This is a genomic window from Polynucleobacter sp. MWH-UH25E (assembly GCF_018687095.1).
GTDB lineage: Bacteria > Pseudomonadota > Gammaproteobacteria > Burkholderiales > Burkholderiaceae > Polynucleobacter.
This window is the reverse complement of sequence record NZ_CP061286.1, coordinates 1,522,231-1,534,763: the sequence shown is the minus strand read 5'-3', so window position 1 is coordinate 1,534,763 and position 12,533 is coordinate 1,522,231. Positions and strand designations below refer to the sequence as shown.

General features: G+C 43.8%; 16 protein-coding genes. 7 read left to right on the top strand and 9 right to left on the bottom strand.

Features of this window, described 5'->3' with window-relative positions; translation table 11 throughout:
* Positions 1–40: 40 nt before the first annotated feature.
* From ICV39_RS08030 to ICV39_RS08015, 4 genes are read right to left on the bottom strand one after another with little or no spacing between them, the layout of a single operon-like run.
* The gene (locus ICV39_RS08030; RefSeq protein ID WP_215389582.1) at positions 41–325 is read right to left on the bottom strand and encodes a BolA family transcriptional regulator; all 285 of its coding nucleotides are present in this window, start codon (positions 323–325) and stop codon (positions 41–43) included.
* On the bottom strand, positions 322–870 hold the full coding sequence (locus ICV39_RS08025; protein ID WP_215389581.1) for a septation protein A: 549 nt from the start codon (positions 868–870) through the stop codon (positions 322–324). The genes ICV39_RS08030 and ICV39_RS08025 overlap by 4 nt, the downstream gene beginning before the upstream one ends.
* A 41-nt stretch (positions 871–911) precedes the next feature.
* On the bottom strand, positions 912–1,322 hold the full coding sequence (gene msrB, locus ICV39_RS08020) for a peptide-methionine (R)-S-oxide reductase MsrB (RefSeq protein WP_215389580.1): 411 nt from the start codon (positions 1,320–1,322) through the stop codon (positions 912–914).
* A 16-nt stretch (positions 1,323–1,338) separates the two neighbouring features.
* Positions 1,339–2,805: a YdiU family protein gene (locus tag ICV39_RS08015; protein ID WP_215389579.1), complete on the bottom strand. Its 1,467-nt coding sequence runs from the start codon at positions 2,803–2,805 to the stop codon at positions 1,339–1,341.
* A gap of 54 nt (positions 2,806–2,859) precedes the next feature.
* Between ICV39_RS08015 and ICV39_RS08010 the strand changes: the two genes are divergently transcribed.
* Positions 2,860–3,342 (top strand): PaaI family thioesterase, encoded by a 483-nt coding sequence (locus ICV39_RS08010; protein ID WP_215389578.1) that lies wholly within the window; start codon positions 2,860–2,862, stop codon positions 3,340–3,342.
* Between the two features lie 17 nt (positions 3,343–3,359).
* Here ICV39_RS08010 and ICV39_RS08005 read toward each other — a convergent pair whose 3' ends face one another.
* Both ICV39_RS08005 and ICV39_RS08000 read right to left on the bottom strand, forming a co-directional pair.
* Positions 3,360–4,217: an NRDE family protein gene (locus tag ICV39_RS08005; protein WP_215389577.1), complete on the bottom strand. Its 858-nt coding sequence runs from the start codon at positions 4,215–4,217 to the stop codon at positions 3,360–3,362.
* A gap of 16 nt (positions 4,218–4,233) precedes the next feature.
* Entirely contained in the window at positions 4,234–5,238 is a 1,005-nt protein-coding gene (locus tag ICV39_RS08000; protein ID WP_215389576.1) for a folate-binding protein YgfZ, read from the bottom strand.
* Positions 5,239–5,258: 20 nt separating this feature from the next.
* Here ICV39_RS08000 and mltG point away from each other — a divergent pair, with 20 nt between their 5' ends.
* From mltG to ICV39_RS07970, 6 genes are all read left to right on the top strand, one after another.
* On the top strand, positions 5,259–6,326 hold the full coding sequence (gene mltG, locus ICV39_RS07995; protein ID WP_215389575.1) for an endolytic transglycosylase MltG: 1,068 nt from the start codon (positions 5,259–5,261) through the stop codon (positions 6,324–6,326).
* A gap of 20 nt (positions 6,327–6,346) precedes the next feature.
* Positions 6,347–6,976 carry a dTMP kinase gene (gene tmk / locus ICV39_RS07990; RefSeq protein WP_215389574.1) on the top strand — a complete coding sequence of 210 codons (630 nt, stop codon included), beginning with the start codon at positions 6,347–6,349 and terminating at the stop codon, positions 6,974–6,976.
* A 10-nt stretch (positions 6,977–6,986) separates the two neighbouring features.
* Complete coding sequence (locus tag ICV39_RS07985; protein ID WP_215389573.1) at positions 6,987–8,120, top strand: DNA polymerase III subunit delta'; 1,134 nt, start codon at positions 6,987–6,989, stop codon at positions 8,118–8,120.
* Between the two features lie 41 nt (positions 8,121–8,161).
* Complete coding sequence (locus ICV39_RS07980; RefSeq protein WP_215389572.1) at positions 8,162–8,953, top strand: TatD family hydrolase; 792 nt, start codon at positions 8,162–8,164, stop codon at positions 8,951–8,953.
* Positions 8,953–9,663 (top strand): ankyrin repeat domain-containing protein, encoded by a 711-nt coding sequence (locus tag ICV39_RS07975; RefSeq protein ID WP_215389571.1) that lies wholly within the window; start codon positions 8,953–8,955, stop codon positions 9,661–9,663. Before ICV39_RS07980 ends, ICV39_RS07975 begins: the two co-directional genes overlap by 1 nt.
* A gap of 69 nt (positions 9,664–9,732) precedes the next feature.
* On the top strand, positions 9,733–10,251 hold the full coding sequence (locus ICV39_RS07970; RefSeq protein WP_215389570.1) for an ion channel: 519 nt from the start codon (positions 9,733–9,735) through the stop codon (positions 10,249–10,251).
* Here the strand turns inward: ICV39_RS07970 and ICV39_RS07965 are convergent.
* From ICV39_RS07965 to ICV39_RS07955, 3 genes are all read right to left on the bottom strand, one after another.
* The gene (locus tag ICV39_RS07965) at positions 10,248–11,240 is read right to left on the bottom strand and encodes a DUF3108 domain-containing protein (RefSeq protein WP_215389569.1); all 993 of its coding nucleotides are present in this window, start codon (positions 11,238–11,240) and stop codon (positions 10,248–10,250) included. The genes ICV39_RS07970 and ICV39_RS07965 overlap by 4 nt on opposite strands.
* A 31-nt stretch (positions 11,241–11,271) precedes the next feature.
* Positions 11,272–11,841 carry an HNH endonuclease gene (locus ICV39_RS07960; protein ID WP_371816532.1) on the bottom strand — a complete coding sequence of 190 codons (570 nt, stop codon included), beginning with the start codon at positions 11,839–11,841 and terminating at the stop codon, positions 11,272–11,274.
* A gap of 99 nt (positions 11,842–11,940) precedes the next feature.
* Positions 11,941–12,528, bottom strand: a complete 588-nt coding sequence (locus tag ICV39_RS07955) for a YqiA/YcfP family alpha/beta fold hydrolase (protein ID WP_215389568.1) — start codon at positions 12,526–12,528, stop codon at positions 11,941–11,943.
* Positions 12,529–12,533: the final 5 nt, after the last annotated feature.

Genomic DNA, 12,533 nt, shown 5'->3' with positions numbered 1-12,533 from the left:
GACTGTAGGTTATGAATAATGAACCCTAGTGTAAAGCAGTCTAGAGACCTGCCTCCTTGGGGGTTAGGGCGGAAATAGTTAAGGCATGGATTTCCTTGGGAATATGCCGATTTAATGCGGCATATACAGCACGATGCCGGGCTACAGTGGATAAGGAGTCAAATTCAGGGGCGACAATTCTGAGTCTAAAGTGGCCGCCGCCGCTTGCTGCGCCGGCATGACCTGCGTGCAAGTGACTCTCATCCTCAATACTTAATTGCAAGGCAGTAAATGCCTGTTCAAGGTCTGTTTTAAATAGCTTGATGCGCTCCTCATTGATGCTCATGACTCAGGATGCTCCATGTGCTTGGATAGCCAGATACCTTGAGTAATAACAAAAACTATTAGCAGACCAGTACTACCAAATAACTTGAAGTTCACCCAGGTGTCTTCTGAAAATTCAAAGGCAATATAAAGATTTAGTGCGCCCATAACAAAAAAGAAAGCAGACCAAGCTAGATTGAGTTTGTGCCACACCGAATGTGAGTGATTGGGTTTAAGAGTCACTTGCTTGCCCATGAGAATTTGAATCCAATTCTTGTTAAAGAATTGGGCGCTGATTAATAGTGCGCCAGAAAAAAGCCAGTAAAGGGCGGTTGGCTTTAGTTGAATGAAAGTTTTGTCATGCAAAAAGATGGTTAAGCTGCCAAATACAATAATCATGACAAGGCTAACCCACTGCATAGCATCAATCTTTCGATGTCGATAGTAAACCCAGAGGATTTGGCCGATAGTAGCAACCATCGCAACGATGGTTGCTGTATAAATATCACCGAACTTAAAGGCGATGAAAAAAAGGATGATTGGGAAGAGGTCGAATAAGAATTTCATGGATGATTTATTGAGTTTGATATCTAAAGCTTTGGGATTTATTAATCTTTTTTAGTGTCTTGCGCATTATCACTCGGCTCGAACTTAAGTGATGCTGAATTAATGCAGTAGCGTAGGCCGGTTGGCATAGGACCATCATCAAAAACATGTCCGAGATGGGCATCACAATTTGCACATCTCACCTCGGTGCGAATCATGCCGTGCGATGTATCTCGAAGCTCCTTAATGGCGGATTCGTTCTGAGGCGCGTTATAGCTTGGCCATCCACAACCTGCATCAAATTTTGTATCCGATAAAAATAGTGGTGTACCGCAACATACACAAGAATAAGCGCCTCTATCCCAATGATCCCAATACTTTCCCGTAAAAGGCCTCTCTGTTGCAGCCTCACGTGTGACGCGGTATTCAATATCGCTTAATAACTGTTTGTATTCTGAATCGGTCTTTTTCATAGATAGATCTCCGTGCTTAGGACGAACAGCTCACTTCAACTCTTTCTAAATTGGGAGGAGGAGGCATGGCGTAGGCATCATATTCGGCCTGCTCATCATAAGGGTTGGTGAGTATTTTGAGTAAAGTTTGGATCTCTGAATAATCGTGTTGCTTAGCCTTATCAATTGCGACCTGGGCAAGATGATTTCGCAAGACAAATTTGGGGTTGACTAAATTCATAGCCTTTTGCCTCGCTTCATCAGAACTGTTTTCTGATTTCAAACGATAAATGTAATCAGCAAACCATTGATCAATTAATTCTCGATTCAAAAAATGATCTCTCAATACAATTGTTTGTAATTCCTGTTCTTTACGAACTTGACTTAGCATCCTAAAGAAATATGTGAAATCCACACTCGAATCATGCATTGCCTGGAGAAGGCGTTCGATCAGATGAGTATCCCCATCCTGAGCAGTCGTAAACCCCAATTTTTGTCGAAAAAGGGATTGCCATGCCTCTGCATAGCAAACCGCGAATTCCTCTAGCGCTTCACGTAACAGCGATTGAGCGTCATTGGGAGCATGAATAAACTCAAGCAGTGGTAAAAATGCACTAGCCAAGCAGGCCATATTCCAGTGCATGATTTGCGGTTGACGATGATATGCATATCGACCGTCTTGATCGCTATGATTGCAAATATGGTCAATTTGAAACTGATCCATAAATCCAAATGGTCCGAAATCCATAGTGATGCCAATAGCACTTATGTTGTCGCTATTGAGAACACCATGACAAAAACCCACCGCCTGCCATTGCGCCACAAGCTTGGCGTTACGGTTGCATATTTGCTTAAATAATTCTAAATAGGGCTCGGCAGTATTTTGACATTCTGGGTAATGATCTCGAATCAATAAGTCTGCAAGCTCTTTTAGGCGTGAAGTATCTTGTAGTGATGCAAAATGTTCAAAGTGACCAATTCGCAAAAAGCTTGGGGCAAGTCGAGCACAAACCGCTGCCGTTTCAATGATTTCACGTCGAACTGGCAATTCAGAGCCGACCACGGATAGAGCGCGGGTAGTTGGTATTCCCAATGAATACATGGCCTCACTACACAAAAATTCTCGGATAGAGGAACGTAGAACAGCACGCCCATCTCCCATCCGGGAATAGCGTGTTTTACCGGCACCCTTAAGTTGTAGTTCCTGGCTGTTCACTTCCCCCAGCAGAATCGCACGACCATCGCCCAGTTGGCCTGCCCACACGCCAAACTGATGCCCGCTATAAACGGTTGATAGGGGACTTCTAAATTGATAGCTTGCACTTATCAATGAGTTTCCTGCGCAAATCTCAAGCCATGCTGGATCGGCAGGCAATCCATTTGGGCCCAACTCTAGACCAATCAGTTTTGCTGCAGAGGATGAAAAAGCGACCCAATACGGATTGGGAATTGGGCTAGGGTGCGTTATCTGGCAGACATCATCGCCACTCAAAGTAAAAGCCATATGGATATTCTAGGTGACTTCCCAATTTGGCGCTAAAGACCCTAAAATCGTCTTATGAATAAACAAGTCCAAATTAATCCACAAACTCAACTCGCTAATTTAGGTGAGGAATTAAATGTTCCATTCTTAAAACTGTTGGGGGTACGTTTTCTTAGTGCTGAGATGGGCAAAGGGGAGATCCTTCTTGCCCTTAAGCCAGAGCACACCAATACTTGGGCTGTTGCTCATGGTGGAGTTTTGCTAACGCTAATGGATGTTGCCATGGCTGTAGCAGCCCGCTCTGGAGACCCAAGTGATCGAAGCGTGGTCACGATTGAACTAAAAAATAACTTTATGCAAGCCGCTAACGGGATATTGCGTGTGAAGGCAGATACCGTTCGTAGAACTGCCACAATGGCTTTTTGTGAATCCAAGCTCTACAACGATCAGGGCGAGATTTGCTGTATGGCTACAGGAACATTTCAGTATATTAAAAGACTGCCAACTAGGAATTCAAAAGGTGAACGTGTAGTTAACGAAGATCTACGTTCCGAGTAAGCAACTTCTCTAAATAATTAAACCGAAAGGTTTGAATCGGGTGCGGTGCTGAGGGCGCCAATTATGACGTCGTGCCCAACTGTGCCGGTAGCATCAAAGCGACGCTCTACCATTTCAAAGTTTCCATCTTTGCGCACCCTGAGCAAGGTGCTCGAACGCGTTCCATAAGAGGGCGTTTTAATAAATGCTGGGGAGAGGGCTTTTTCCCACTCCTTGCTGACACCAGTGCTAGGTAGTTCGTGATCGCTGGCATAACGCGTATCAGCTAGCACTTTGAGGTATTGGTCAGCATTTTTAAGTTCGCCATGATCCATTGCGAGAGCTTGAGCGAATGCGGCAACACGATGATTTACTTTGGGCCACGGGGTATCCAGCATGGCATTGGACAGCCCATAGACACCAGGGGCTAAGGGTTGATGTGGAAATACTTTTCTAGGGCGAATACTTTGCCCCATCAACATCCGATTGCTAACCCAATGCATCTCTGCATTTTTAGGGTCACTTAAGTCGGCCATCAACAAATTAAATCCGTTATAAAGACTAAAGCGCTTAGATTGTTGCTCTACAAAAGATGAAGGCTTGTCTTTACTAGTCAAATACATTAGCGATAGTTCGCCTCTAGTGCGTGCATCAGGATTTTTTTCGCTAGGCGCTCGTACATTAGTAAGAGCAGCAAACTTACCGGCTTTGCTAAAGCCAAGCCAAGTTCCTGGACTTCCCAATACATCTGCTCGATCTCTTCCAGCAAGAATATCTGGGTGCTCTGACCAATAAGAAATTCCTTCGGTATCGCGTTCATAAAACTCATCACGATTCGCAGCTACTACTAGCGAGTAGTCTGGATGAGAATTCCAGGCGAAAAGGATGAGGCACATAGTATTGGCGGGCTTTTTAAATTTCGATCAAAGGGTAGGGCAATGGATCCATTTTTAACACAGGCCCATCGATACTTCCTAGTCGTATTTCCCCATGCTTCAGGGCTTCCAATTTGCACTCAATTTGAAGGTCTATGCGGCTGGGGTCAAAAACACTTTGCGCTGATAAAACAACGATTCCGGCCGGCTGGCTAGCATCATCCCCATGAAAAATCTCGACGCCAGGATTAAAAGAAGCCCCATTAAGTTGATCCCTCGAAACATGAGCCAATCTTAAGCGTCGTTTAATAACGCCACGATACTGACTGCGGGCCACAATTTCTTGGCCTGGATAACACCCCTTTTTGAAATCCACCCCCGCTACGGACTCGAAATTAATCATTTGCGGCACAAATTGCTCTTGCGTCGCCTGAACAATTCTAGGGATGGCACTAAGAACCTCTAAGTCATTCCAAGTTTCAAAAATTTCATTTTGAATGACTTTTGGGTCTGTAGAATTGGGTTGGGCAATTAATGCTCGACCATAGACTTGATCATGGACTCGAACATCAGGAAGTTGAAGGCCAATTTGCGAGTCTTCAAGTGTCAATGGATTTAACTGATTGTCTGTGGAGCAAAATCCTAAAACACTCCAATCATTCGATACATCAATTACCTTTACTTTAGAACGCAATACGTACATTGATAAACGTTTAGCAGTGCTTGCAGCGATATCTTTAGAAATAAACAGCGCAAATCGATCCTCTGAAGAAGAGTCTCTTGGAGCTAATGTTAGCCAAGCACTAGCTAGCAATCTTCCTTTTGGGCTGCAGTATCCAGCTAATCTAACTGAAGATGGCGTACGCGCCATTTCAGGTGGAATGGTCTTATTCAGGCCTAAAACGGAATTGGTTAGTTGATTTTGTAGAAAACTAACAGCATCAGACCCCTCAACGAAAATCAAGCCCCAGTCGGGTAGGGCACAAAGCCCGATATCAATTGGCATATCGCGTTCAAGGGAGTTTTGGTCCTTAGTAGTCATCTTCCTTTTATCATAGCCTGATGCGTAAAAAAATTCAGGGAAGGTCTCTTTTTCACCGAAAGAAGTCCAAAGCCCCCAAGCTGCTTTCTTACACTTTAGCCCTCATTGGATTTGTAGTTACCATTTATGCTGCCATCTTCTTATGGCCGGTGGTGCCAAGTTACTCTAATGCGCAGAATGATTTAGCGTACAAGGTAAAGATTGCCCCTCAATCTGGTCTAGCAAGTATTTCAGAACAGCTAAAAGAGCAGGGGCTGATTCTTTCAAGCCTTCCTTTTCAAATAAGTGCGCGAGCCTTATTTGTTGGATCAAAACTAAAGCCAGGAACTTATCTGCTACCCAAAGGTGCCAGCCTTGGAAAGGTATTGCTACAGATAGCACGCGGTGATCGAGTACGCGAGAGTATCGCAATCATCCCAGGCATGACAATTTGGCAGGTCCGTAATTTAATAGACTCACACCCTGCACTAATCCATCAAACAAAGGGTATTAGCTCAAAAGCGTTACTGCAGGCATTAAAACTTAACTATTCGAGTGACGAAGGTATTTTTTATCCGGATACATACGTCTTTGATCCCGATGAGATTGATATCAACATCTATCAACGCGCATCTCAGGCCATGCAAAGGCAGCTTGACCTGGCATGGCAGCAAAGATCACCTGGTTTGCCACTAAATAGCCCCTACGATTTATTGATACTTTCCTCAATTATTGAAAAAGAAACTGGTAAATCTAGCGATAGAGACTTAATTGCAGCTGTTTTTGTAAATAGGCTTAATAAAGGGATGATGCTCCAAACCGATCCAACCGTCATTTATGGTATTGGGCCTCGATTTGACGGTAATCTGCGTAAAGCAGATCTACGCAAAGATAGTCCCTACAATACCTATATGCGCAAAGGTCTACCACCAACCCCTATAGCCATGCCTAGCAAAGAATCGCTTTTGTCTGCTACACATCCCGCACAAAGCAAGGCTTTATATTTTGTCGCAAAGGGCGATGGTAGCAGCCACTTTTCAGATACGCTGAATGAGCATGAATCGGCCGTTGATCGATATCAACGCAAATTAATGCCTAAATCAGATTAGCAAAATAGACTTATATAATTATGAATTCAGGATATTTCATTAGTTTTGAGGGCATTGATGGTGCGGGAAAAAGTACGCACATCGATAGCTTTTGCAAGTTGATGCAAGGTCGCCACCCAGAACGAGAGGTGGTTGTAACTCGCGAACCTGGCGGAACTGCTTTGGGCGAACAACTGCGAAGCCTGTTGCTTGACTCTCCCATGAATATTGAAACAGAAGCGCTCCTTATGTTTGCAGCGCGACGCGAGCATATTGCACAGGTGATTGAGCCCGCCTTAAAGGCTGGAAAGATTGTGATTTCAGATCGATTTACTGATGCCAGTTTTGCATACCAAGGGGGAGGTCGGGGTTTGAGCATCACCAAATTAAATGATCTAGAACGTTGGGTTCAGGGCCAATCAGATGGCTCATTGCTTCAACCAAATTTAACTATATTGTTTGATTTGCCCGGTGAAGTGGCAGAGGCTCGTCGCTCAAAAGTACGCGCTCCAGACAAATTCGAAAAAATGGATCTCAACTTTTTTGAAAAGGTTCGGCAAGAGTATTTGAGGCGAGCCAAAGAAAATCCAAAGCGCTTTCATTTGGTAGATGCGACCCAAACCCCAGAAGCAATCTGGAACGGGTTAGAGGGTCTAGAAATAAAGATTTGATCGACATTTAATGATTCCTGCTATTGAACAAGAAATCAAAATTGCTCCGTGGCTTAAGCAGCTGTGGTCGAGCTTGGATTTTGATCATTTTCCCAATGCTGTTTTGATTCATGGGCAATCTGGAATAGGTAAATTCGCATTCGCTATCGAGCTAGCCAAAGCGTTGTTATGCGAATCCACCAATCCATTAGGAAAGCCATGCAATCTATGCGATGGTTGTCATTGGTTTAATACAGGAAATCATCCAGACTTTACGGCTTTGGTCCCAGAAACTCATCGCAAATTGCTGCCACAATCAGACTACGAATCGGATGAGCCAACCAAGAAATCACGCAATACAAAAGATAACGATTCAGAACCTAACGAAAAAAAAGAAAAAAAGAATATTTCAATAGAGGAGACCAGAAGCGCCATTGAGGGCCTATCCATAGGATCCCATCGAGGCGGCAATCGCGTCATTTTGATTTATCCGTTGGAGATGTTGCGCTCTGACTCTGCTAATACCTTGCTCAAGTCCCTTGAGGAACCGCCAAATAAAACTATTTTTATCTTATTGGCTGATAGGGTAGATCGGGTTCTTCCAACAATACGTTCGCGTTGCAGATTATTAACCGCTCCTAGACCCGACCGATCGGCTGGCTTAGCCTGGCTTAAATCCCAACTAAGCGCTTCTCCAGAAATCAACGTTGCTGATAGCGATGTTGAAACTATTTATGACGAGCAGGGCGGGGCACCCTATGCGGTTCTGGAATCCTTGATTGCTAGACATTACAAAGATGACAAGGATGAACTCACTATCTCTATTGCAGCATCTCGACTGTTGCTTCAATCCATGGCGCAGGGCGGTCGAATTAATTGGCTGGAAACTTCAGAGAAAATTCATAAGGCGCAATATGCATTCCTATTGGCCACTATGCAACGCTGGGTTTCGGATCTTCAACTGGTGAATGGCGGTAGCATACCCCGGTACTACCCAAAGCATATTAGTACGCTGATGAGTCTCTCGCAATCAGCCCACACTATAAAACTGCTTCAATTTTGGAAATCTCTCATTCAAGCCCGACGATCTGAAAATCACCCCTTGGCCGCCCGTATCCAACTTGAAGCTTTACTGTCTCAATACCAACAAGTTTTTGAGGTCTAGACTAGGTCCTTAACCAACCCAGACAGTCTAAAATGGGGCTCATGTTCATTGATTCCCATTGCCATCTCGATTTTCCAGAGTTCCAAAGCCGCCTACCTGAAGTATTGGCGAACATGGAAGCTGCCAAAGTAACTCATGCACTTTGTGTTTCAGTAGATATTCCAGATTTTCCTAATGTCCTGAAACTGGCTCAGGAGCATGACAATCTGTATGCCTCGGTAGGAGTCCATCCAGATTATGAAGATACTCCAGAGCCTACAGAAGAATTTTTAGTAGATACCGCTTCTGCAAATCCCAAAATTGTCGCAATTGGTGAAACTGGCCTCGATTACTACCGCATGGGAGATCGAAGCTATGATTCCATGGAGTGGCAACGTGATCGATTTAGAACTCACATCCGCGCTGCTTTAAAGGTCAGGAAACCATTAATCATTCATACCCGTTCAGCTTCAGCCGATACCATTCAAATCATGAAAGAGGAGGGTGCTGATGCTATCGGCGGTGTAATGCATTGCTTTACCGAAAGCTATGAAGTGGCTAAGCAGGCAATGGATTTAGGCTTTTATATCTCTTTTTCTGGAATTGTGACCTTTAAGAGCGCTAGAGAGCTTCAAGAGACTTGCAAGAAAATCCCCCTTGAACGTATCCTAATTGAGACTGATTCCCCATATTTGGCACCCATTCCGTATCGCGGCAAAACCAATGAACCAGCTTGGGTATCCAAAGTGGGTGAATTTGTTGCGAATCTTAAATATGTACCTGTTGATGTTCTTGCAGATCAGACTGCAAAGAATTTTTATCAATGTTTTCAAATAAATAGAGTAATTAAATAATGTATTTACTTAAGATTCAGTCCATTACTTTTAGCTTTCTTTTTAGTGTAGCGAGTCTCCAGACATTCGCCCAAACTCCATCGCAAGCAGAAGATTTTGCAAAAGCAGCGAAATTTGATGATGTTTCTGAAGTGAAATCTTTGATTTCCAAGGGTGTCAGCCCAAATACGGTGGATTCAAAGGGCAACCCCATGCTGGTATTGGCTATCAAGGACCGATCTGCCAAGGTTACAGAATTGTTACTTCAAAACCGCAATATTGACGTAGATTTATCGAATAAATATGGTGAAACGCCTCTAATGATGGCCTCCATTGAAGGAGATTTGCCTGTAGTCAAAACACTAGTTCTGCAAAACAAGGCTCGCATTGACCATATTGGCTGGACACCTCTACATTACGCATGCGCCAAAGGAAATCTGGATGTTGCTAAGTTTCTCGTGGCAAATGGTGCCGTAGTAGATTCAAATGCCTTGAATGGTACGACACCATTAATGATGGCTGTTCAGTCTGGCAATGAGGATCTTATCCGCTTCCTGCTTGAGAACGGCGCTGATATTCGTTTGCGTAATACACAGGGGTTCTCGGCTATTGATATTGCTGATATCTACGATAAGCCCTGGATTGCTGACGGCCTTAAATCACGCTGGCTGAAGTTATATAAGCAGCCATATCCAGGCCCTTTAAAACAACTTCCTACTAAAGCCTCATAATTGCTATTTGCGTATAATCATTATTATGTCAAATAAGATATCTTTGTAATAAAGCATATAAACCTAGCCATGTTCAACTTCATTCAGAACGCTGACCTTCCGAGCTTTGTCACTCTATTCAACGAGATCAATGCGGATATCGCCAATAGTCATATATGGATAGTATTGATCAGCGCATGTCTAATGCTGGCAGTTCACGCAATTATTGTTTTAGGAATTGCTGGTGCATTTCATTGGATTGACGGCGTAATGACTCGCCATAGAATTTTTGGGGCAAGCTTTCTTTCCTATTTCATAGCAATCTTCTTAGTTATAGCCATCCATTTCTCTGAAATTATCATTTGGGCCTACATTTGCGTAGGCATGAAGGTATTTCCTACAAACCCGCAAACTTTCTTCTTTGCTGGCGAAATGTATACAACCGTCGGTTATGGTGATTACAAGCTGACTGAACAATGGCGCATATTGCCAATCATCATCTCTTTCACGGGCATTTTTGCCGTATCCATGTCTGGCGCAGCCTTGTACACCATGATGGGATCGCTAATTAATAAAAGCAGTTCCCAAAACGGAAGCATTGGAGGTTAGTTAAATCCAGGTATTGGGCTTGGATTTAGGGCGATTGGATTCTTTTGTTTAAAGACCAGCTCAAGCACCCGTCCATTAGCCTCGAGTGAGCGAATGCGCCCAGGAAGCCACTCTAAGTCTTTTGCTAACCAAATGTCTACCTGTCGTTTATAAGGGTCGTTTTCTCGTTGCATCAATGCGTAATGTCGATTTACTGACTTACCTAAGCTCGGTATGTCTTCGTTAATGGCCTCCCCATAGCTTTTGAAATGCCACTGATCTAGGGTGTTGTAATCAACAACGGGAATGGATCGAATAGTTCCTGGCTCATCAATTTTGCTGTCACCGTTAAGAAGCGATGCTAATTGAAACATTAGACTAAATCGATCTTGAGTACCCGGAACAATATTGGGGGTAAATTCGGGCTTCTCCGAAAAGAACATCTGCCCTCCTCCATTTAGATCTCGATCAAAGCGGGAATAACGAGGCGCTCTAGTGCCACGTTGTGACCAATAAATAGCTGGGGCAATGCCGAATGAGTCAACGGTTCCTCTTGATTCAAAGATAAATGGTCCAACAAATGCATAAGGAATGTTTACGTATAGACGATAGAAGTTGCCATCCACAATCCAATCAATTTCGCCTGTTTGGAACTTTTGACCATCAACGAAGGAATCGTAATAAATGGTCCCTGATTCTGGCAGCTTAAATGGAACTCCAGCCTGGTTGAATGCGCCTCCTTGGGCGCTTGAGTATGAGGATTGGTTATTCAACAAATCATTTGAAGAACTTTGCTCCTTAGGTTTCCGTTTGGGAGCACTAGTCATTTGAATTTTCTTCGGAGGCTCCGATTTCAATTCAGATCTGATGATCAAATCATCAGAGACATCCGAAGTGGTAGAAAAGGAAATGAATGGCAAGCCAAAAAATAGAACGAGATGCCCCAACAAGGACAGGAGCAATGCAATTAGAAGTACACACAAAGATTGTTTGCGAAAAAGTGAGCTCATACTAGATCGCAATACTAGCAAAGCGCCGATTTTATGTGAGACCCTCGAGGAGGCGGCTATTTTTGGGAAGATTTGCCGCTAAGAAATCCATTTGATCCGCCAAGATATTGCGCCCCTTCAGAATCATATCTTCATAGAGGCTGGGTAGATACGGCGCATACAGCAAACTCATTCCAGCCTGCTCGGGAGTTCGATTGCCCTTGCGTTGATTGCATGGCCTGCATGAAATGGCTAGATTCATCCAAGAATATTTTCCACCCTTGCTATTGGGAATAATATGCTCAGCTTCTGCACAGCTCTCAGAAATTGCATCTCCACAATAAGCGCAGAGACCGCGATCGCGTTTAAACAATTTGTGTTTAGTAATTATTGGGGCTACATCAAAAAGATTAATTTTTGAACTGCCCTTAACGGCAATGATGGAATGGAGCTCAATAATGGATTGCGTACCACTGACTCGTGATATGCCGCCACGCATACGCATAATGGGATCACCCAAAGTCCAAAGAACACTACTCTCTGCATAATGCTTAGTAGCGCCTTCTGCGTTCACCCAGCCTTGGGGAATGCCACCAGCGTCTAATTTCAAGATGCTCAGCACAATCTCTCCTTTCTAGGCCGCCTCTATAAGCTCTATCCTCAAGCGGTCGTTTTGAACATCTTACCGAAGAAGGAAAATGCAATCAACAGAGGAAATTTTTTAGGTGGAGATAAATTTCAATACTTGCGGAAGATGGTCTGCATATTCCGCAATTCCATGGTCGCTACCTTCAAGTACAAGGTGTTTAGCTCCTGGGTAAAAGCCAACCATCTCTTGCCAGTCTAGGAGCTCATCACCCTTGGCGGCAATCAAAAAATACCGGGATGGATTGCTAATTTTTTCGACCTGCAAAGCTCTAAGTTCATCAATGTATTCAGGGCGAAAGTCAAAAGGCTCATCACTATCATAAGCAGTCATCATGCCAACGTGTGGAGCCAACTCTCTAGCCGCCCTAACTGCAGGATTTAAAACGATAGCCTTGCAGCCATATTTTTCAGCAAGGTAATTTGCATAGAATCCACCTAATGATGAACCCACAACAACCATTTGATCGGCACCAGATCGCTTAATGTAATCCTCGACCATGGCCATGCTCTCCTTGGGGGATGCAAGTAATTGTGGGCAATACCATTCGATTGGATTTTCTGAATTGGAAATGGATTTAATTCCCTCGCCCGTCATCATCGCCTTACTGGATCGAGGCGAAGAACGAAACCCATGCAAATAAACTAATAGCGTTGTACTCATAGAGA

Excerpts from the sequence above, each read along its gene's own strand:
- ICV39_RS08030 (WP_215389582.1), bottom strand. The coding sequence starts at position 325 with ATGAGCATCAATGAGGAGCGCATCAAGCTATTTAAAACAGACCTTGAA.
- ICV39_RS08025 (WP_215389581.1), bottom strand. The coding sequence starts at position 870 with ATGAAATTCTTATTCGACCTCTTCCCAATCATCCTTTTTTTCATCGCC.
- msrB (WP_215389580.1), bottom strand. The coding sequence starts at position 1,322 with ATGAAAAAGACCGATTCAGAATACAAACAGTTATTAAGCGATATTGAA.
- ICV39_RS08015 (WP_215389579.1), bottom strand. The coding sequence starts at position 2,805 with ATGGCTTTTACTTTGAGTGGCGATGATGTCTGCCAGATAACGCACCCT.
- ICV39_RS08010 (WP_215389578.1), top strand. The coding sequence starts at position 2,860 with ATGAATAAACAAGTCCAAATTAATCCACAAACTCAACTCGCTAATTTA.
- ICV39_RS08005 (WP_215389577.1), bottom strand. The coding sequence starts at position 4,217 with ATGTGCCTCATCCTTTTCGCCTGGAATTCTCATCCAGACTACTCGCTA.
- ICV39_RS08000 (WP_215389576.1), bottom strand. The coding sequence starts at position 5,238 with ATGACTACTAAGGACCAAAACTCCCTTGAACGCGATATGCCAATTGAT.
- mltG (WP_215389575.1), top strand. The coding sequence starts at position 5,259 with ATGCGTAAAAAAATTCAGGGAAGGTCTCTTTTTCACCGAAAGAAGTCC.
- tmk (WP_215389574.1), top strand. The coding sequence starts at position 6,347 with ATGAATTCAGGATATTTCATTAGTTTTGAGGGCATTGATGGTGCGGGA.
- ICV39_RS07985 (WP_215389573.1), top strand. The coding sequence starts at position 6,987 with ATGATTCCTGCTATTGAACAAGAAATCAAAATTGCTCCGTGGCTTAAG.
- ICV39_RS07980 (WP_215389572.1), top strand. The coding sequence starts at position 8,162 with ATGTTCATTGATTCCCATTGCCATCTCGATTTTCCAGAGTTCCAAAGC.
- ICV39_RS07975 (WP_215389571.1), top strand. The coding sequence starts at position 8,953 with ATGTATTTACTTAAGATTCAGTCCATTACTTTTAGCTTTCTTTTTAGT.
- ICV39_RS07970 (WP_215389570.1), top strand. The coding sequence starts at position 9,733 with ATGTTCAACTTCATTCAGAACGCTGACCTTCCGAGCTTTGTCACTCTA.
- ICV39_RS07965 (WP_215389569.1), bottom strand. The coding sequence starts at position 11,240 with ATGAGCTCACTTTTTCGCAAACAATCTTTGTGTGTACTTCTAATTGCA.
- ICV39_RS07955 (WP_215389568.1), bottom strand. The coding sequence starts at position 12,528 with ATGAGTACAACGCTATTAGTTTATTTGCATGGGTTTCGTTCTTCGCCT.